The sequence below is a fragment of the Mesorhizobium sp. CA14 genome, assembly GCF_020165195.1.
Lineage (GTDB): Bacteria > Pseudomonadota > Alphaproteobacteria > Rhizobiales > Rhizobiaceae > Mesorhizobium.
In genome coordinates, this window is record NZ_JAIUHR010000042.1 from 16,358 (window position 1) to 33,171 (window position 16,814).

General features: G+C 64.4%; 16 protein-coding genes and 1 pseudogene. 8 read left to right on the top strand and 9 right to left on the bottom strand.

What is annotated here, in order from left to right:
- Window positions 1-185 precede the first annotated feature (185 nt).
- Both LB565_RS28360 and LB565_RS28365 read right to left on the bottom strand, forming a co-directional pair.
- The gene (locus LB565_RS28360) at window positions 186-716 is read right to left on the bottom strand and encodes a hypothetical protein (protein ID WP_224589385.1); all 531 of its coding nucleotides are present in this window, start codon (window positions 714-716) and stop codon (window positions 186-188) included.
- On the bottom strand, window positions 709-1,317 hold the full coding sequence (locus LB565_RS28365; protein WP_224589386.1) for a CGNR zinc finger domain-containing protein: 609 nt from the start codon (window positions 1,315-1,317) through the stop codon (window positions 709-711). The genes LB565_RS28360 and LB565_RS28365 overlap by 8 nt, the downstream gene beginning before the upstream one ends.
- A gap of 94 nt (window positions 1,318-1,411) precedes the next feature.
- On the opposite strand from LB565_RS28365, the gene LB565_RS28370 reads away from it, so the two are divergent.
- The 4 genes and pseudogenes from LB565_RS28370 to LB565_RS28385 all read left to right on the top strand — a co-directional run bounded on the left by LB565_RS28370 (window position 1,412) and on the right by LB565_RS28385 (window position 5,996).
- Complete coding sequence (locus tag LB565_RS28370; RefSeq protein WP_224589387.1) at window positions 1,412-2,317, top strand: branched-chain amino acid ABC transporter permease; 906 nt, start codon at window positions 1,412-1,414, stop codon at window positions 2,315-2,317.
- 244 nt (window positions 2,318-2,561) lie between these two features.
- On the top strand, window positions 2,562-3,167 hold the full coding sequence (locus LB565_RS28375; RefSeq protein WP_224589388.1) for a TRAP transporter small permease subunit: 606 nt from the start codon (window positions 2,562-2,564) through the stop codon (window positions 3,165-3,167).
- A complete protein-coding gene (locus LB565_RS28380; protein ID WP_224589389.1) occupies window positions 3,164-4,957 on the top strand; it encodes a TRAP transporter large permease subunit in 1,794 nt (597 codons plus the stop codon). The genes LB565_RS28375 and LB565_RS28380 overlap by 4 nt, the downstream gene beginning before the upstream one ends.
- Before the next feature lie 12 nt (window positions 4,958-4,969).
- Window positions 4,970-5,996: pseudogene (locus LB565_RS28385) on the top strand (zinc-dependent alcohol dehydrogenase family protein).
- A gap of 97 nt (window positions 5,997-6,093) precedes the next feature.
- Here LB565_RS28385 and LB565_RS28390 read toward each other — a convergent pair.
- Window positions 6,094-7,203 carry a TRAP transporter substrate-binding protein gene (locus LB565_RS28390; RefSeq protein ID WP_224589390.1) on the bottom strand — a complete coding sequence of 370 codons (1,110 nt, stop codon included), beginning with the start codon at window positions 7,201-7,203 and terminating at the stop codon, window positions 6,094-6,096.
- A 264-nt stretch (window positions 7,204-7,467) separates the two neighbouring features.
- On the opposite strand from LB565_RS28390, the gene LB565_RS28395 reads away from it, so the two are divergent.
- Window positions 7,468-8,241, top strand: a complete 774-nt coding sequence (locus LB565_RS28395; RefSeq protein WP_224589391.1) for a gamma-glutamyl-gamma-aminobutyrate hydrolase family protein — start codon at window positions 7,468-7,470, stop codon at window positions 8,239-8,241.
- 14 nt (window positions 8,242-8,255) lie between these two features.
- Here LB565_RS28395 and LB565_RS28400 read toward each other — a convergent pair whose 3' ends face one another.
- From LB565_RS28400 to LB565_RS28420, 5 genes are all read right to left on the bottom strand, one after another.
- Window positions 8,256-8,648: a hypothetical protein gene (locus LB565_RS28400; RefSeq protein WP_224589392.1), complete on the bottom strand. Its 393-nt coding sequence runs from the start codon at window positions 8,646-8,648 to the stop codon at window positions 8,256-8,258.
- A gap of 159 nt (window positions 8,649-8,807) precedes the next feature.
- The gene (locus tag LB565_RS28405; protein WP_224589393.1) at window positions 8,808-9,791 is read right to left on the bottom strand and encodes a 2-hydroxyacid dehydrogenase; all 984 of its coding nucleotides are present in this window, start codon (window positions 9,789-9,791) and stop codon (window positions 8,808-8,810) included.
- On the bottom strand, window positions 9,788-10,810 hold the full coding sequence (locus LB565_RS28410; RefSeq protein ID WP_224589399.1) for a LacI family DNA-binding transcriptional regulator: 1,023 nt from the start codon (window positions 10,808-10,810) through the stop codon (window positions 9,788-9,790). Before LB565_RS28410 ends, LB565_RS28405 begins: the two co-directional genes overlap by 4 nt.
- A gap of 66 nt (window positions 10,811-10,876) precedes the next feature.
- The gene (locus LB565_RS28415) at window positions 10,877-11,761 is read right to left on the bottom strand and encodes a DMT family transporter (protein WP_224589400.1); all 885 of its coding nucleotides are present in this window, start codon (window positions 11,759-11,761) and stop codon (window positions 10,877-10,879) included.
- Window positions 11,762-12,134: 373 nt separating this feature from the next.
- Window positions 12,135-12,542: a DUF2000 family protein gene (locus LB565_RS28420; protein ID WP_224589394.1), complete on the bottom strand. Its 408-nt coding sequence runs from the start codon at window positions 12,540-12,542 to the stop codon at window positions 12,135-12,137.
- A 45-nt stretch (window positions 12,543-12,587) separates the two neighbouring features.
- Between LB565_RS28420 and LB565_RS28425 the strand changes: the two genes are divergently transcribed.
- Window positions 12,588-13,448 carry an AraC family transcriptional regulator gene (locus LB565_RS28425; protein ID WP_224589395.1) on the top strand — a complete coding sequence of 287 codons (861 nt, stop codon included), beginning with the start codon at window positions 12,588-12,590 and terminating at the stop codon, window positions 13,446-13,448.
- 154 nt (window positions 13,449-13,602) lie between these two features.
- On the opposite strand, the gene LB565_RS28430 is transcribed toward LB565_RS28425, so the two are convergent.
- Window positions 13,603-14,076, bottom strand: a complete 474-nt coding sequence (locus LB565_RS28430) for a MarR family winged helix-turn-helix transcriptional regulator (protein WP_027169177.1) — start codon at window positions 14,074-14,076, stop codon at window positions 13,603-13,605.
- A 385-nt stretch (window positions 14,077-14,461) separates the two neighbouring features.
- On the opposite strand from LB565_RS28430, the gene LB565_RS28435 reads away from it, so the two are divergent.
- Together LB565_RS28435 and LB565_RS28440 are read left to right on the top strand one after the other, a co-directional pair.
- Complete coding sequence (locus LB565_RS28435) at window positions 14,462-15,496, top strand: CobW family GTP-binding protein (protein ID WP_224589396.1); 1,035 nt, start codon at window positions 14,462-14,464, stop codon at window positions 15,494-15,496.
- 228 nt (window positions 15,497-15,724) lie between these two features.
- A complete protein-coding gene (locus tag LB565_RS28440; protein WP_224589397.1) occupies window positions 15,725-16,699 on the top strand; it encodes a WD40 repeat domain-containing protein in 975 nt (324 codons plus the stop codon).
- The last annotated feature ends 115 nt before the right edge of the window (window positions 16,700-16,814 follow it).

Genomic DNA, 16,814 nt, shown 5'->3' on the forward strand with positions numbered 1-16,814 from the left:
CCTCAAATCAGGCAGCCAACGTCGGAGCGGGACGCCGCAGTCTTTCTTCCCTTGGCGGTGAGGTCAAACAAAATCGCCGAGGCCAAATAACACGCAACAAACGGTCTGGCGAGTGGCAAGCCGCGCACGCAAGAGCATGCTAAGCGCTTCGCGAGGAACAAAAATTCCGCGCGGGTGCCCGCGTTTCAGGTCGCTTTCGAGCAATCCGGCTTCTGCGCATCGGGCAGCCTGCCGTCAGGATGGCCGGCAAGGTCCGGATTGAGCTCGTATTTCGGTCCGATCACCAGCGGCCGGTCCGGCAGCATGGTCTGGTCCTCCGACGAGGTCATGGTGGTATCGATGCTTTGCAGCAATGTGCCGCTGGCATCCTGGATGCGGATCGAGACTTTGTAGGGCTTGTCCTTGACCACGCAGGAGAGCGGCGGACTGGTGAGCGTGATGTGGGGCAGCTTCGGCCAGATCTTCTGGTTGACGACGAGCGGGTCGCCGCCGGCCGGGTTCTGGAAGCTCACGACTGCGACCTGGCCGTCGACCACCGGGCGCAGCGGCTTCAGCGTGATGACATAGGTGGCGATGGCGAGCCGGTAATTGAACTCGAACAGCTTGCCGGAAATGGCAAAGAGCTGGTCGTTGCCGGTGTCTCGGCACGCGCCAAGCGCAATTGCGGCCACCAGGGCGGCGCCGAGGACGATCGAACGCGACAATTTCCTAAGCATTGGGAACCTCCCTCGCCGCTGTACGGCGGCGGTAATAGCGGTTTGCCTTCTGGCGGTTGCCGCAAACGGCCATGTCGCACCAGAGGCGGCTGGCGTTGCGGCTGCGGTCGACGAACAGCCAGCTGCAATTGGGACATATCCTCAGCCGCGCCACCGTTTCGTCGCGCAACAGCGACAGCGCCGAGACGGCCAAAGCCGCCTCGAAGGCTATCGGCGTTTGCGGATCGCCGAAAGGCTGGCCCGGCGTCCCGATCTCGGTCGCGTTGCCGGACAGCCCGCTGGCGCAGGCCAGGAGGAAGTCCGGCAGGTGGCTGGTCGCCACCGCGCCATTCGACACGGCATGGCGAAACAGGCGATCGGTCGCTTCGCGGATCGAGATGACGGTCGGTTTTATCTCGCCCGGTTCGCGCGCCTGCAGCCGCCGGCCGCCGAGCTCGGCGGCGCGAAAGCCGCTCGCCGCCTCGGCGAAGCGGGCGATCTCGGCCGGGTCGTCGAAACGGTCGAAGGTCTTTTGCGGATCATTGCGCAGCACGACGGTGTTCGCCGTATCGAGCGCAAGGATGCCGCCGGTGAAGCGGTGTGGGGTCCAGGATACCGTCATGACAGAAATCTAACCGATAAAACGTGTTTGACAAGTTAGATTCCAGATGCAACGGTCCAGATGGAGGTCAGGGTGCAGGACCCGAGGACGCGGCATGCTCTATTTTTACCAGCAGGTGCTGAACGGGCTGCATTCGGGCGCGCTCTATGCGCTGCTCGCCTTCGGCTATGTGCTGACCAACGGCATCCTGCATCGCACGAACCTGGCTTACGGCGCGCTGTTCGCCTTCTGCGGCCAGACGATGATCCTGACCGCCGCCTTCGGCTATCAGGCGCTGTGGCTGACGCTCGCCGCCGCGGTGACGCTTGGCGTCGCCGCGGCCATTCTCTATGCGGCGCTGATCAGCCACGTCCTGTCGCGCAGCGTTTTCGAGAGGCTCGCCAACCGCTCGCCCAACGCCATCGTGGTGACGACGCTCGGCATTCTCGTCTTCCTGTCGGAGGCGAGCCGCATCGCCGCCGACACGCATGACCTGTGGCTGCCGCCGATGCTCGCCAATCCCGTCATCTTTGCCCAGGGCGAGGGTTTCAAGGTTACGCTTACCGTCATCCAATTGCTCGATTGCGCTTGTGTCATCGCGGTGGTGGCGCTGGCGGCCTGGCTGTTTTCGCATTCGCGCTTCGGCCGCGCCTGGCGCGCCGTCTCCGACGATCCGAAAGCGGCGGCGATGTGCGGCGTCGACGTCACCGCCGTGTTCCGCCGCGCCGTGCTGTTCGGCGGCTTTTGCGCCGCCTTGGCCGGCGTGCTTGCCGGCCTCTATTACGGCAATGTTTCCTTCGGCACCGGGCTGGTCTACGGTCTCAAAATCCTGTTCGTGACGGCCGTCGGCGGTTACCTGTCGCCGCTCAAGGCGGCGCTTGGCGCCGCGGCCTTCGGCATGGCGGAATCCCTCTGGGCCGGCTATTTCCCGCTCGAATGGCGCGACGCCTGGATCTATCTCTTCCTTGTCGTCATGCTGGTGCTGATCGGCGCCGGGCGCGACCAGGCCAAGATCGCCTAAGCTCCCAGACTTTCGTTGCATGACGTGGCGTCACGCGGCGGCATTCCGCCTTTGCGCGGCTTGCCGATTTGTTTGCCGCGGCTTTGTCATGTTGACCTGCCGGACCACGCACTGCATATCGTTGGGCCAAGCGGCGCGACGCCGGAGGGGGAACGGGCGCGCCGCATGGCACTTTGAGTCTATGCATCGTGCTTTCCGAAAATCGAACGTGATTTTCGGGCCGATGCACGAGGGAGGACTATGCATGGCAGGGCTGCTCGCTCTATCCAGGACGATCGACCGCATCAACGAGTTCATCGGCCGCTGGGTCTCGTGGCTGATCCTGCTCGCGATCTTGGTGAGCGCCGGCAATGCCGTCATCCGCAAGGTGTTCGATACCTCCTCCAACGCTTGGCTGGAGCTGCAATGGTACCTGTTCGGCGCCGCCTTCATGCTCGCCGCTGCCTACACGCTGAAGCAGAACGACCATATCCGCATCGACATCGTCTACGGCATGTTCTCGCGCCGCGTGCAGCACCGGATCGACCTGTTGGGCCATCTCTTTTTCCTGATGCCCTTCGTCGTGCTGATGGTGATCTATTTCGTGCCCTATGTGTCGCTGTCCTTCCGCAGCGGCGAGATGTCTACCAATGCCGGCGGGCTCATCGTCTGGCCGGCCAAGGCCATCCTGCTCGTCGGCTTCTTCCTGCTCGCGCTGCAGGGGGTTTCCGAGATCATCAAGAAGATCGCCATCATGCGTGGCGACATGGACGATCCCACTCCCTTCATCTCGGCGCATGAGCAGGCCGAGCTCGAGGCCAAGGCGCTGGCCGAGGAAGCCAAGGCGCTCGCGGGCGAGGTCCGCCCATGATCGAATTCATCGCGCAGAACATGGCGCCGATCATGTTCGCCTCGCTGATCATCTTCCTGTTGATCGGCTACCCCGTCGCTTTCTCGCTCGCTGCCAACGGCCTGCTGTTCTTCTTCATCGGCGTGCTGGTCTCGCCCTACTCCGGCGGGTCGATCAACCTCGCCTGGCCGTTGCTGCACGCGCTGCCGGACAATTTCTACGGCACCAGGGTGATGTCCAACGACACGCTGCTGGCGATCCCCTTCTTCACCTTCATGGGCATCGTGCTGGAGCGCTCAGGCATGGCCGAGGACCTGCTCGACACGATCGGCCAACTGTTCGGGCCGATCCGCGGCGGGCTTGCCTATGCGGTGATCTTCGTCGGCGCGCTGCTTGCCGCAACGACCGGCGTGGTGGCGGCCTCGGTCATCGCCATGGGCCTGATCTCGCTGCCGATCATGCTGCGCTACGGCTATGACCGCAGGCTGGCTTCCGGCGTCATCGCCGCGTCCGGCACGCTTGCCCAGATCATCCCGCCGTCGCTGGTGTTGATCGTGCTCGCCGACCAGCTGGGACGCTCGGTCGGCGACATGTATGCCGGCGCGTTGATCCCCGGCCTCGTGCTGACCGGCATCTACATGCTCTACATCCTGATCATGTCGATCGTCCGGCCGAAATCGATGCCGGCGCTGCCGCTCGAAGCGCGCACGCTCGGCCATGGCGTGCTGTCGCTGATCGTGGCGCTGCTGGTCACCGGCGCCATCTCCTACGGCGCCTATCGCTATCTTGCCCCGACGCACGGCGACAATGCCGACATCCTCGGCTTCGCCGTCGGCGTCATCGTCATCTATGTCGCGGCCATCGTCGATCAGCGGCTGCGACTGAAGATGATGTCCAAGCTGGCGCAGCAGGTCGTGATCGTGCTGATCCCGCCGCTTGCGCTGATCTTCCTGGTGCTGGGCACGATCTTCCTCGGCATCGCCACGCCGACCGAGGGCGGCGCCATGGGCGCCGTCGGCGCGCTCATCATGGCGGCGATGAAAGGCCGCCTGACGGGGGACGTCGTCAATCAGGCGCTGGCCTCGACGACCAGGCTTTCCTCCTTCGTGCTGTTCATCCTGATCGGTGCGCGCGTCTTTTCGCTCACCTTCTATGGCGTCAACGGCCATGTCTGGGTCGAACATCTGTTGACCTCGCTTCCCGGCGGTGAGACCGGCTTTCTGATCGGCGTCAACATCCTGGTCTTCGTGCTTGCCTTCTTCCTCGATTTCTTCGAGCTCGCCTTCATCATCGTGCCGCTCCTGGCGCCGGCCGCCGATAAGCTCGGCATCGACCTGATCTGGTTCGGCGTGCTGCTCGGCGTCAACATGCAGACCAGCTTCATGCATCCGCCCTTCGGCTTCGCGCTGTTCTACCTGCGCTCGGTCGCGGCCCGCGTGCCTTATCTCGACAGGATCACCGGCAAGCAGATCGCGCCGGTCAGCACCGGGCAGATCTATTGGGGCGCCGTGCCGTTCGTCCTGATCCAGGTGATCATGATCGGACTCACCATCGCTTTCCCGCAGATGGTCATGCGCTACAAGGGCGCCGCGGTGGAGCCCAGCACCATCGATCTCAAGCTGCCGGACATGCCGTCGCTGTCGCCGCTCGGCACATCCCCGGCGAACAACAACGGCGCGGCGCCGGCCAATGGCGGCGCGCCGGCGGCTCCCGGCACGCCCGACCTGTCGCAGCCGCCGAGCTTCGGCGATACGCCGGCCAAGCCGGCGGCGCCGGCGCCCGACCTTTCGAAGCCGCCGAGTTTCAATTGAGGTGATCGCGTCATGAGAGCCGTCCGGCTGGAAGCAATCGGCAGCATCGCGCTTCGCGAGGTGGACAAGCCTTGGCCGGGACCGGAGGATGTTCTGGTGCGCATCGAGGCCTGCGGCGTCTGCGGCACCGACCGGCACCTTTTCCATGGCGAGTTTCCGTGCACGCCGCCGGTGACGCTCGGCCATGAATTCTCCGGCATCGTCGAAGCCGTCGGCCAGGCGGTGTCGGGCATTGCCGTCGGCGACCGGGTCACCGGCGATCCGAACATCGCCTGCGGGCGCTGCGCCCATTGCCATGCCGGCCGCGTCAATCTCTGCAGCAATCTGAGCGCCATCGGCATCCACCGCGACGGCGGCTTTGCCGACTATGTGATGATGCCGCACAAGCAGGCCTTCCGGCTGCCCGCAAACCTCAAGCCGACGCATGGCGCTTTCTGCGAGCCGCTCGCCTGCTGCCTGCACGGCGTCGACCTTGCCGCGATCCGGCCGGGCGCGTCGGTGGTGGTGCTCGGCGGCGGCGTCATCGGCCTGCTCGTCGTTCAGCTGGCGAAGCTCGCGGGCGCGGCGACCATCATCCTGTCGACCAGGCAGGCCTCGCGCCGCGCTTGCCGAGCAGCTTGGCGCGACCGCGACGATCGACCCAAGCGCCGGCGATCCGATCGCGGCCGTCGCGGGGCCGAACGGCCTGGCGCCCGGGGGCGTCGACGTGGTGCTGGAATGCGCCGGCGTGCGCGACACGGTCGAGCAGTCGATGCGGATGGCAAAGGCGGGCGGCACGGTCGTGATTGTCGGTGTGGTGCCGCAAGGCATGAAGGTGGAAATCGAGCCTTTCGATCTGTTGTTTCGCGAACTGAAAGTGCTCGGCTCCTTCCTCAATCCGTTCACGCATGGAAGGGCGGCGCAGTTGATCGCCTCCGGCGCGATCGAGGTGGACCGGCTGATCTCGAGGCAGGTCAGCCTGGAGGAGGCGCCCGACGTAATCGCCAACCCGCCGGCGCCGGGCGAGGTCAAGGTGCTGGTGGTGCCGGGCCGAAGCTGACCCACGGCCCTTTGCCTTGAAACGTCGGCGATTGGCGAAACCGCCGATGACGGCGCCCTTCTCCCCGTATAGTGACGGGGAGAAGGGGCTAATCTTCCTACAGCTTGCCGTTGCGCTGCTGCACCATCATGAAGGTGTCGTAGTTGTATTCGGCGACCTGGGCCCAGAGATAGTGCTCCTTGCGGAAAGCCTTGATCGATTCCCAGATCTTCTTGAACGGCGCGTTGTTGGATTCCATCTCGGCATAGACCTCGTTGGCCTTCTCGAAACAGGCGGCCATGATTTCCTGGCTGAACGGCCTGAGCTTAGCGCCGCCGGCCACCAGCCGCCGCACTGCCGGCGGATTCACATAGTCGTATTTCTGCAGCATGTTGGCGTCCGCGGCCTGCGCCGCGGTGCGCAGCAGCGATTTGTAAGTCGGCGAAAGTTCTTCGTATTTCGCCTTGTTGAACAAAAGATGGACGGTCGGGCCGCCTTCCCACCAGCCGGGATAGTAGTAATAGGGCGCGACCTTGTAGAAGCCGAGCTTCTCGTCATCATACGGGCCGACCCATTCGGCGGCGTCGATGGTACCCTTTTCCAGCGCCGGGTAGATGTCGCCGCCGGCGATCTGCTGCGGCACCACGCCGAGCCTCTCGACGACCTTGCCGGCAAAGCCGCCGATGCGCATCTTGAGGCCCGACAGATCGGCGACGCTGTTGATTTCCTTGCGGAACCAGCCGCCCATCTGGACGCCGGTGTTGCCGCCCGGCAGGCCGAACAGTCCCTGCGCCCCAAGGAATTCGTTGAACAGGTCGATGCCGCCGCCATGATAGTGCCAGGCGTTCATGCCGCGCGCGTTGAGCGAGAAGGGGACGGCGGCGCCGAGCGCCCAGGTGGGATCCTTGCCCCAATAATAATAGGCGACCGTGTGGGCCGCTTCGACGGTGCCGGCGGCGGTGGCATCGGCCGCCTGCAGGCCAGGCACCAACTCGCCCGACGCGAAGACCTGGATCTGGAAATTGCCGTCGGTCGCTTCCGACAGCATCTTAGAGAAGACTTCGGCGCCGCCATAGATCGTGTCGAGCGACTTCGGAAAAGACGATGCAAGCCGCCAGGTCACCTTGGGATTGGACTGGGCAATGGCCGGCGTGGCGAGTGCCGCGGCTGCTGCGGCTGCGCCCACGCCGGAGGCACCGGCCTTGCGAATGAATGAACGACGATCCATTAAGTTTCCTCCCTGCGGATCAGCTGACCGATGCCGCGACATCCTCTATGTCCGGACCGGTTGGGGAGAAACATACACAGGCAAGAAGTCGAGTCCAGCGCTGCGGGCCAAGGTTGCAGCCATTCAGCGGCCCACTGCAACTATAGTCTAACGTTCTCTTGTCTGGCCCATGCGAGGCGGCGAAACTTGCCATGGAAAAGCCGCGACGGATCGCTTATTTTATAGGCAGAACAATTCCTTGGCCTGATGGAAACCAAACCCAAAATGCAGCAGCCGCTCGTCGCAGTCTCGTCCGACGTCCGCCAGTTCGACAACTACACCTGGCACGCAGCGCCCCAGCAATATCTGGAAGCGGCGGTCGCCGGCGCCGGCGTGTTCCCGCTGCTGGTGCCGTCCTTCGGCGATCGGCTCGATTTCGACGAGCTGCTGTCGTCGGTCGACGGCGTCATGGTGACGGGCTCGAAGTCGAACGTGCATCCCTCGCTCTATGGCGGCGATCCCAGCGAGGCCAACGGCCCCTACGACCCGGCGCGCGACGCCACCACGCTGCCGCTCATCCGCAAGGCGCTCGAGCGCGGCGTGCCGCTGCTTGCCATCTGCCGCGGCATCCAGGAACTGAACGTTGCGCTCGGCGGCACGCTGGGCACCGAAATCCAGGAGCGCGAAGGCTCGCTCGACCACCGCGCGCCGGTGAGCGACAGTCAGGACGAGCGCTTCGGCATCCACCAGACGATTTCGATCAAGCCCGGAAGCTGCCTTGCCGGCGTGTTTGGCGCCGGCGAGATCAAGGTGAATTCCCTGCACCGCCAGGCGATCGACCTGCTGGGCTCCAGGCTTCAGGTCGAGGCTCTGGCCACCGATGGCACGATCGAAGCGGTCTCGGTCAAGGACGCGCGGGCCTTCGCGGTCGGCGTGCAGTGGCACCCCGAATACTGGGTGAAGTCGGACGGCAATTCCGCCAAGATCTTCAAGGCCTTCGGCGATGCCGTGCGGCTGCACGCGGCGGCGAAAGCGGGCGCCCGCGCCGCGGCGGAATAAACATTCCGCTTAAATCAGTTGTCGCCGTCGCTGTTCAACGCCAGCAGCGGCGCGGCCGGCGCGTAGGATTCGTAGCCGTCGCCATCGGCAACACCGAAGGTGACGATCGGATCGACGCCGCTCTCGCTGAAAGCGACCGAGCCGTCCGCCTGCTCGCGCCAGAATTTAACCCGCTCGATGCCGGGCATCAGCTTGCGGCAGCCCGGAGCGACGTCGAGACGCGACAGGCCGTCGGAGACCGGAGCTCCGCGCCGAACAGCGCAAGCGGCTTCATCGCCATTGGCCGTCAATCGATAGCTGCTCGAGGAGGCGGTCTCGACAGCCGTGCCTTGGCCCTCGCCGTCATAGAGGACATGCGCGCCTCCGAACAACGCAACCGACGCAACCAACCCGGCAACCAGTTTCACGCCGCTTCTCCACACTCAACCAGTATGGAAAATGATTTCAAAGAGTTAAGTGGGAGTTAATGAGGCTGCCAGAGCATTAACAAATGTGGCGAAAGCGCCTGGAGCGGTTCGACGTTTCCATGGATGGAAAACCCGTTTGAAAGCTTCCCCCGAATTGCTCTAGCTGCGCGCCTTGACGTTGATCGTCTCCGGCACCGGCGTCAGCGGCCGGCGATCGGTGAACCAGGCGACGAGATTGTCGACGCAGAGATCGGCCATGGCGCGGCGGGTGTGGACCGATGCCGAGCCGACATGCGGCAGAAGCGAGGCGTTCGGCGAATCGAGCAGGGCCTGCGGCACGTTCGGCTCGTCGGCAAAGACGTCGAGCCCCGCGGCGGCGATGGCGCCGCCCTTAAGAGCGCCGGCCAGCGCTGCCTCGTCCACCGTCGAGCCGCGGCCGATATTGATGAAGACGCCGTTCGAGCCCAGCGCCGACAAGACCGCGGCATCGATCGCCTTCTCGGTGGAGGCGCCGCCCGGGGCAATGCAGATCAGCGTGTCGACGGCTTCGGCAAGCCCCTTCAAAGTGGCATGATATTCATAAGCCAGGCCTTCGACCTTGCGGCGGTTGTGATAGGCGATCGGCAGGCCGAAAGCTTCGATGCGGCGGGCGACGGCACGGCCGATGCGGCCCATGCCGAAAATGCCGACGCTGCGGCCGCGCAAGGTAAGCCGGCTCAGGCGATAATTGCCCTTCTCCACCCAGTCGCCGTCGCGCAGCCATTTCTCGGCGGCGTAGAGCTCGCGAACGGTGTTGATCAAAAGACCGATAGCGGTGTCGGCGACCTCCTCGGTCAAAACGTCGGGCGTGTTGGTGACCATGACGCCGCGCTTGGCCGCATAATTGGCGTCGACCGAATCGTAGCCGACGCCGAAACTGGCGATGATCTCGAGATTGGGCAGCGCGTCGATCATCGCCGCGCTGATGCCTGCGTAGGAAGCGATGCCGCGCACCGTCGCGCGCATCTCGTCCGTGACCAGCGCAGGGTCGGCGCGTTCGATCCGCACAGGCTTGAACGCCTTGTCGATGCGGCCGACGGCATGGTCGTTGAAATCGCCCGGCACCAGGATGGCGACCGGCAATTTTCCTTCGGCCCTGGTCATGCACGCTCCACCGGCTTGCCGGTCGACTGCCGCACATGCAGCTCCGGCTTGATCAGTTCCTGCGATGGCCGCACCGCCTGCCCGTTCAATTTGTCGAGCAGGGCGCTGGCGGCGCGGCGGCCGACCTCGCGCTGACCGTTCCAGACCGTGGTCAGGGCCGGTGTCGCGATTGCCGCCTCCTCGAGATCGTCATAGCCGGTCACAGAGATATCGACGCCCGGCACGAGGCCGGCGCGCGCGATGCCGTTCATCAACCCGATCGCGACCAGATCGTTCCAGCAGCAGGCGGCGGTGGGCTTGTCCTTCAGCGCCAGAAACTGTCCCGCAGCCTCGAACCCCGCCTGCTTGGTGCGCGGCCCGGGAATGCGCCAGGACGGCTTCGCCTCCAAGCCGGCCGTCTCCATCGCGTTGAGATAGCCCTGGTAGCGGTCGCGGCCGGTCGAGGTCTGGTCGGTGCCGCCGACCATGGCGATGCGCTTGTGGCCAAGCGAGATCAGGTGGTTGGTGGCAAGCGCGGTGCCATAGGCGTCGTCGCCGCGGAACACCGGCACATCGGCGCCGGCGACGGTGCGCGCGATCAGCACCGCCGGCAGGCCGTTTTCCTCGGCCATGATGATGTCCTTGGCCGGCGTGCCGATGGCCGGCGACATGATGACGCCGTCGGCGCCAAGCTGCAGCAACGTGTCGATGAAGGTGCGCTGCTTTTCCAGCTGGTCGTAATGGTTGGAGAGGATGAAGGTCTGGCGGCTGCGGTCGAGCTCGCTTTCGATCGAGCGCAGGATCTCGGCGAAGAAGGGGTTCATGATGTCATGCACGACGACGCCGACAATGCCGGAGCGCGAGGTGCGCAACGAGGCGGCGCGGCGGTTGTAGATATAGCCGATGGCGCGGGCATGCTCCTTGATGCGCTCGCGCGTGGAGCCCGCCACCAGCGGGCTGTCGCGCAGCGCCAGCGATACCGTTGCCGTGGAGACGCCGAGCGCATCCGCGATCGTCGAAAGCTTGATCTTCTGTGCCAGTGCCCTTCGCTCCCCAGGGTCTTTAAATTGTTTAAATTCGGCCTTATGCCATCGATCGGGAGCAAATCAAAGTTTTTTCGCCAGCGCCTCGGCCTCGGTGTCGAGCGAGGCCGAGTTGCGCACGCGAAGCCGGTGCTCGCGGTGAATGATGTAGAGGCCGCTGGCAACGATGATGGCAGCGCCGAGCAACGTCCAGCGGTCGGGGAATTGATGGAAGATCAGCCAGCCGGAGATGATCATCCACACCATCTGCGAATAGGGGAAAGGCGCCAACTGGGTCGTGCTCGCCAGGCGATAGGCCCGGACCAGCAGATAGTGGCCGCCTGCCCCGAATACGCCCAGCATCAGGACGACGAACCACTGAAAGCCGCCGTGGGGCAGCGCGGGCGCGAAGGCGAGCATCGGGGCCAGCAGCACCGACGGCGCCAGCGCCGAGAACAGTATCAGGCTCTCGGATGTTTCCGTGGAGGACATGCGCCGCGTCATGATGACGTAGAAGCTGTTCGACAACATCGAGCCCAGCGCGAAAAGATGGCCGATGCCGAACACGCCGACGCCCGGCCGGGTGATGATCAGGACGCCGACGAAGCCGGTGAGGATCGCCAGCCATCGCCGCCAGCCGGCCCATTCGCCGAGCAGCGGGCCGGCAAGGGCGGTGATGACCATCGGACCGAAGAAATAGATCGAGGTGGTCTCGGCGAGCTGCAGCGTCCTCAGCGCCAGGATGTTGAACATGGTCGAGCCGAAAAGCATGCAGCCGCGCAGTATATGCGCCGGCAGATTGTTGGCGCGAAAACGCGCCGGCTCGCGCCAGCCGCGCAGGAAAAGGCCGACCAGCAGGACATGGACCGCGAAGCGGGTCCAGGCGACGATCAACGCCGAGACGCCGGCCAGCACCAGATATTTGCTGGAGGTGTCGAGAAAGGTGAAGCAGACATAGACGCAAAGCATCAGAAGCACCGCCGCGGGCGGCGTGGCGCTGTCGTCGCTGTTTTTGGGAATGCTCAAGGTCGGGCCGAGAAAGATAGACGTTACCCTTCTGCGGCAATCGCCGCTGGCCAGCAAGCCAAAAGCGACTGGCCCAGCAAGCGCTTCGGACTGTTTCGAGCGCATTGTCTGTTGGCGATTGGCTTCAATGCCCATCGCGACGTGATGGGCGTTCAGGCTGATCGCCGAGGGATTGTCCGAAGCCTCCGCGACGTCGTCATCCACGGCGGAACAGACGCCAAGTGGAGCGCGAAGATCCAAGGATGCCCAAGCTGTGAGGCCGAAGCTAACCCAAGCGTTCGCAATCGCCCTCCGGGCGAAGGCGCTTGCCACCCATTCAGCCATGCATGCGGGCGCCCTTGGTGATCTTGTCGACGAGCTTTTTCTCGCCGCGCATGGCGATCCCGACGACCTTGGCATCGTGCGGCCCGAATTCGGCGAAGACGGCGCGGTTGGCGAGGTCGTGCCCGGTTGAAAACATCTCCTCGATATAGGCGGACGTCGTCACGCCGCGCTCCAATGCCCGGCGATGGATCGCGCCCAACGTCTCGGCATCGGCCGACAGGACGATGACCGGCTGGATCGACATCGGGTTGTAGCGGTTGCCGGCGCGGTCGCGATACGGCTCGCCGATGATCTCGGGGAACTGCGCGACGATGCCGCTGGTCAGGAACGCGGTGACGTTGAGCTTCTGCCACACCGGCAGATCCTCTCTGAGGACAATTGCAATTTTCGTATCGAACACCAAGATTGAGACTCCGAATTGGCCCATGGCGGGCGGAACAAGGCGATGGCGCAGGCTCTAGGCGCGGAAGCACAGGAAGGTCTTGAACGTTCGTGCGCGGATGCGGCCGACGGCGATCGCATCGTTTCGGCGCCGGGCGGGCTTGGCCTCGAACGCATCGAAGCGCGCTTCCACGGCAACGCCTTCGAGCTGCACCGGCACGACACCTACGCGATCGGCGTGACCTTGCATGGCGTGCAGCGCTTCCATTATCGCGGCGCGTTGCAACACAGCCTGCCGGGCAAGGTGATCGTGCTGCACCCCGACGAATTGCACGATGGCGGCGCCGGAACGGAAGACGGGCTGCGCTACCGGATCCTTTACCTGGAGCCGTCCCTGCTGCTCGACTGCCTCGATGGCGAGCCGCTGCCTTTCGTGCGCGACGCCGTGGTCGACGATCCGGCGCTGCGGGACACGCTGCTCTCGGCGCTGGGGCCGCTGGATGAAGAGCTCGGCGACCTGTTCGTGGTGGATTTCGTTGCGCAGCTGGCGCAACAGCTGAGACGCCACGCCGGAAAGCCGGCAAAATCAACGCCCAGGACCGCATGGCGCGCGGCAGCGCTTGCCCGCGACTATCTGGAGGAGAATGCCGAACGGGCGGTGCATTCCGATGAGCTGGAGGCCGTTACCGGCCTCGACCGCTACGCGCTGTCGCGCCATTTTCGCGCCACCTATTCGACCAGCCCGCATCGCTTCCTGTTGATGCGCCGGCTGCAAAAGGCGCGGCGCATGATCTCCGAGGGCGAGCCACTGGCGGAAATCGCCGCCGGCGCCGGCTTCAGCGACCAGAGCCATTTCAACCGTCATTTTAAGAAGGCGTTCGGGATGACGCCGGGCCGCTGGGCGGCGCTGGTGCGCGACGCGTAAGCGCGACGCGCAGCGTCGTCGCGAAGCCGCGAGACGTCCGGTGGTTAGCGCCCAAGCGCGATGCGCAGCATCGTCGCCCTTTCCGCAAACCGGTGCTTAGATGGTGCGTGAAGCGACGATGCTGCGCATCGCGCCTGAGCGATGACGCTGCGAGTCACGCCTCATCCAACTCCGCGTCGTCGTCGATCAGGACCAGATCTTCGTTCGAGAGATTCGCCTCGATGCGGGCGAGCAGCTTGAACAGCGCCTTCTGGTCCTTCTTGTCGAGGCCTCTCAGCGCCTGTTTCTCGGTCTTCTTGACCGACTTCTCAATGGCGCGAATGGTTTCGCGGCCGGATTCGGTGAGGAAGATATGGGCCTGGCGGGCATCGGCGTTGGAGGCGCGCTTTTCAAGAAAACCCTGGGCCTGCAGCCGGTTGATGGTCTTGGTGATGGTCGGCGGGCGGACGCCGAGCCTGCCGGCGAGATTGCCGGGGGTCTGGCCGTCCTCGCGGTCGAGCGCCAGCATGATCTGGTCCTGGCCGGCGTAAAAACCATGCGCCAGAAGCCGCGCCGCCAGCGCCGTGCGCGCCAGCCTTGCCGCCGAATGCAGCCGGCTCATTGTCGCTGTCTTGTCCGCCTTGGCCATGGTCATTCCCCTTCGGCCGAACCGGCGCGTCCAGCATAGAGGCTGCCCGACGGTTGGCAAATGACGATCTCTAAGAATCCGGCTTGCGGAACGCTTTGCCGGCAAGCATTGCGGTGCCCGCGCAGGTGATGCCAGATGTTTATTTCAGTTAGATGACAAACGACTTTTGCGCCGGCGAGATTCACTGCGAATGCTGGTGAAGGCCATCGGGCGTCCGCGCGGCTTCTTGCGTCTGGCCTGCCTCGGCCGCCCCTGACCCGTGCTTGGCGCCATCCCGCATGGAGGGCCGGCCTGGCCCATCGGTTTGGCGCGTGCAAAAGCGCGGCACCCATCCTATATGAGGCCGACAATCCAGGATTTTCGAGCCAAGATTTCGAGGCAAACCATGAGCGATGCACAGACGCAAATCCCCGTAACCGTTCTCACCGGCTATCTCGGCGCGGGCAAGACGACGCTGCTCAACCGCATCCTGTTGGAGAACCACGGCAAACGCTACGCCGTCATTGTCAACGAGTTCGGCGAGATCGGCATCGACAACGACCTGATCGTCGAATCCGACGAGGAAATCTATGAGATGAACAATGGCTGCGTGTGCTGCACGGTGCGCGGTGACCTGATCCGCGTCGTCGAAGGCCTGATGAAACGCCCTGGCCGCTTCGACGCCATCGTCGTCGAAACCACGGGCCTTGCCGATCCGGTGCCGGTGGCGCAGACCTTCTTCATGGACGACGACGTGCGCACCAAGACCAAGCTCGATGCGGTGGTGGCGCTGGTCGACGCCAAGCATCTGCCGCTGCGTTTGAAGGATTCCAAGGAAGCCGAGGACCAGATCGCCTTCGCCGACGTGGTGGTGCTGAACAAGACCGACCTCGTCACGCCGGAAGAGCTCGAAAAGGTCGAGGCGACGATCCGAGCCATCAACCCGGCGGCCAGGATCCATCGCACCCAGCGCGCCGGCGTGGCGCTGGACGAAGTGCTCGACCGCGGCGCCTTCGACCTGTCGCGCGCCTTGGAGAACGATCCGCATTTCCTCGAGGCGCACGATCATGATCATGATCACGACCACCACGATCATGACGGTCACCACCATCATCATCACGACCATCCGTCCGACATCCATGACGTGACGGTGAAGTCGGTGTCGCTGCGCGGCGGCGAGATGGACCCGAAGAAGTTCTTCCCCTGGATCGAGAAGGTGACCCAGATGGAGGGACCCAACATCCTGCGGCTGAAGGGCATCATTGCGCTGAAGGGCGACGAGGACCGCTATGTGCTGCAGGGCGTGCACATGATCCTCGAGGGCGACCATCAACGTGCCTGGAAGGACGGCGAAAAACACGAGAGCCGGCTGGTCTTCATCGGCCGCGACCTCGACGCCGAGCGGCTCAGGAAGAGTTTTGAGGCCTGCCAGGCGGCTTGATTTCCTGACTTTCAGGCGCTAGCGCTGCCCTTCTTCCCTTCTCCCCTTGTGGGAGAAGGTGGCCTCGTGAAGCGAGGTCGGATGAGGGGTGCTCCAGCCTGGCAAAGGCGGCGATCCGTCCAACACCCCTCATCCGTCTTGGCGCTGCGCGCCAATCCACCTTCTCCCACAAGGGGAGAAGGGGAGTCACACCTAGCCGCGCCGGCTAATCTCGAACGGACCGCTTGCATGCCCACAGTCGCCCCGCTTGATCTCGAAGGCCATTGCGTTGCCGCCGTCTTCCTGAACGACGTGCCGCATTTCGCACTTGCCGACGGTTCAATCCACCGGTTGGATAACGGGCATAAGACAGTGCAGGCCAATGACGGCCTGCTCGCCGCCTTCCACGACGCGGCGAACGACCGGCTGATCACCGGCGGCGAGGACGGCAAGGTGGTTGCCGTGAAGGCCGGCGGCGAGGTGGGCGAACTGGCCAGCGCCGGCAGGAAATGGGTGACCAGCGTGACTGCCGGACCGCAGGGCGCGGTCGCCTATGCTTCGGGCAAGACCGCCTTCGTGCGTTTCGCCGACGGCAAGATCAAGGAATTTAGCCATCCGCGCTCGGTGGAGGGACTCGCCTTCTCGCCCAAGGGCATGCGTTTCGGCGTCGCCCGCTACAATGGCGCGACGCTGCATTTCCCGGCGGCCGAAGGCAAGCCGGTGGAACTCGAATGGGCCGGCGCTCATACCGGCATCACCTTTTCGCCGGACGGCGCCTTTTTGATCACCACCATGCAGGAAAACGCACTGCATGGCTGGAAGCTCGCCGACGGCAAGCACATGCGCATGAGCGGCTATCCGGGCAAGGTGAAGAGCCTGTCCTGGAGCGTGAAGGGCAAATGGCTGGCGAGTTCCGGCGCGCCTGCGGCGATCCTGTGGCCGTTCGCCAGCAAAGACGGGCCGATAGGCAAGGCGCCGCTGGAGCTCGGCACGCGCGGCAACACCATGGTGACCTGTGTTGTCTGCCATCCCAGCCAGGACGTCGTGGCCATCGGCTATGAGGACGGCATGGTGATTGCGGCGCGCTTCGCCGACGCCAAGGAAGTGCTGCTGCGCCGCCCCGGCAAGGGCGCCATCACGTCGATGATGTGGGACAAGGAAGAACGCCGCGTCGTGTTCGGCAGCGCCGCCGGCGATTGCGGCGTGATCGATATCACTGCGTAGGCAGTAGGGAATAGGCAGTAGGGCTAGGGAACGACGGCACCTACTGCCTACTGCCTACTGCCTACTGCCTACTGCCTACTGCCTACTGCCTACTGCCTACTGCCTACTGCCTACT

Bases quoted from the DNA above. Each gene is read 5' to 3' on its own strand.
- LB565_RS28360 (WP_224589385.1), bottom strand. From the start codon at position 716: ATGCTTAGGAAATTGTCGCGTTCGATCGTCCTCGGCGCCGCCCTGGTG.
- LB565_RS28365 (WP_224589386.1), bottom strand. From the start codon at position 1,317: ATGACGGTATCCTGGACCCCACACCGCTTCACCGGCGGCATCCTTGCG.
- LB565_RS28370 (WP_224589387.1), top strand. From the start codon at position 1,412: ATGCTCTATTTTTACCAGCAGGTGCTGAACGGGCTGCATTCGGGCGCG.
- LB565_RS28375 (WP_224589388.1), top strand. From the start codon at position 2,562: ATGGCAGGGCTGCTCGCTCTATCCAGGACGATCGACCGCATCAACGAG.
- LB565_RS28380 (WP_224589389.1), top strand. From the start codon at position 3,164: ATGATCGAATTCATCGCGCAGAACATGGCGCCGATCATGTTCGCCTCG.
- LB565_RS28390 (WP_224589390.1), bottom strand. From the start codon at position 7,203: ATGGATCGTCGTTCATTCATTCGCAAGGCCGGTGCCTCCGGCGTGGGC.
- LB565_RS28395 (WP_224589391.1), top strand. From the start codon at position 7,468: ATGCAGCAGCCGCTCGTCGCAGTCTCGTCCGACGTCCGCCAGTTCGAC.
- LB565_RS28405 (WP_224589393.1), bottom strand. From the start codon at position 9,791: ATGACCAGGGCCGAAGGAAAATTGCCGGTCGCCATCCTGGTGCCGGGC.
- LB565_RS28415 (WP_224589400.1), bottom strand. From the start codon at position 11,761: ATGCTTTGCGTCTATGTCTGCTTCACCTTTCTCGACACCTCCAGCAAA.
- LB565_RS28425 (WP_224589395.1), top strand. From the start codon at position 12,588: ATGGCGCAGGCTCTAGGCGCGGAAGCACAGGAAGGTCTTGAACGTTCG.
- LB565_RS28430 (WP_027169177.1), bottom strand. From the start codon at position 14,076: ATGGCCAAGGCGGACAAGACAGCGACAATGAGCCGGCTGCATTCGGCG.
- LB565_RS28435 (WP_224589396.1), top strand. From the start codon at position 14,462: ATGAGCGATGCACAGACGCAAATCCCCGTAACCGTTCTCACCGGCTAT.
- LB565_RS28440 (WP_224589397.1), top strand. From the start codon at position 15,725: ATGCCCACAGTCGCCCCGCTTGATCTCGAAGGCCATTGCGTTGCCGCC.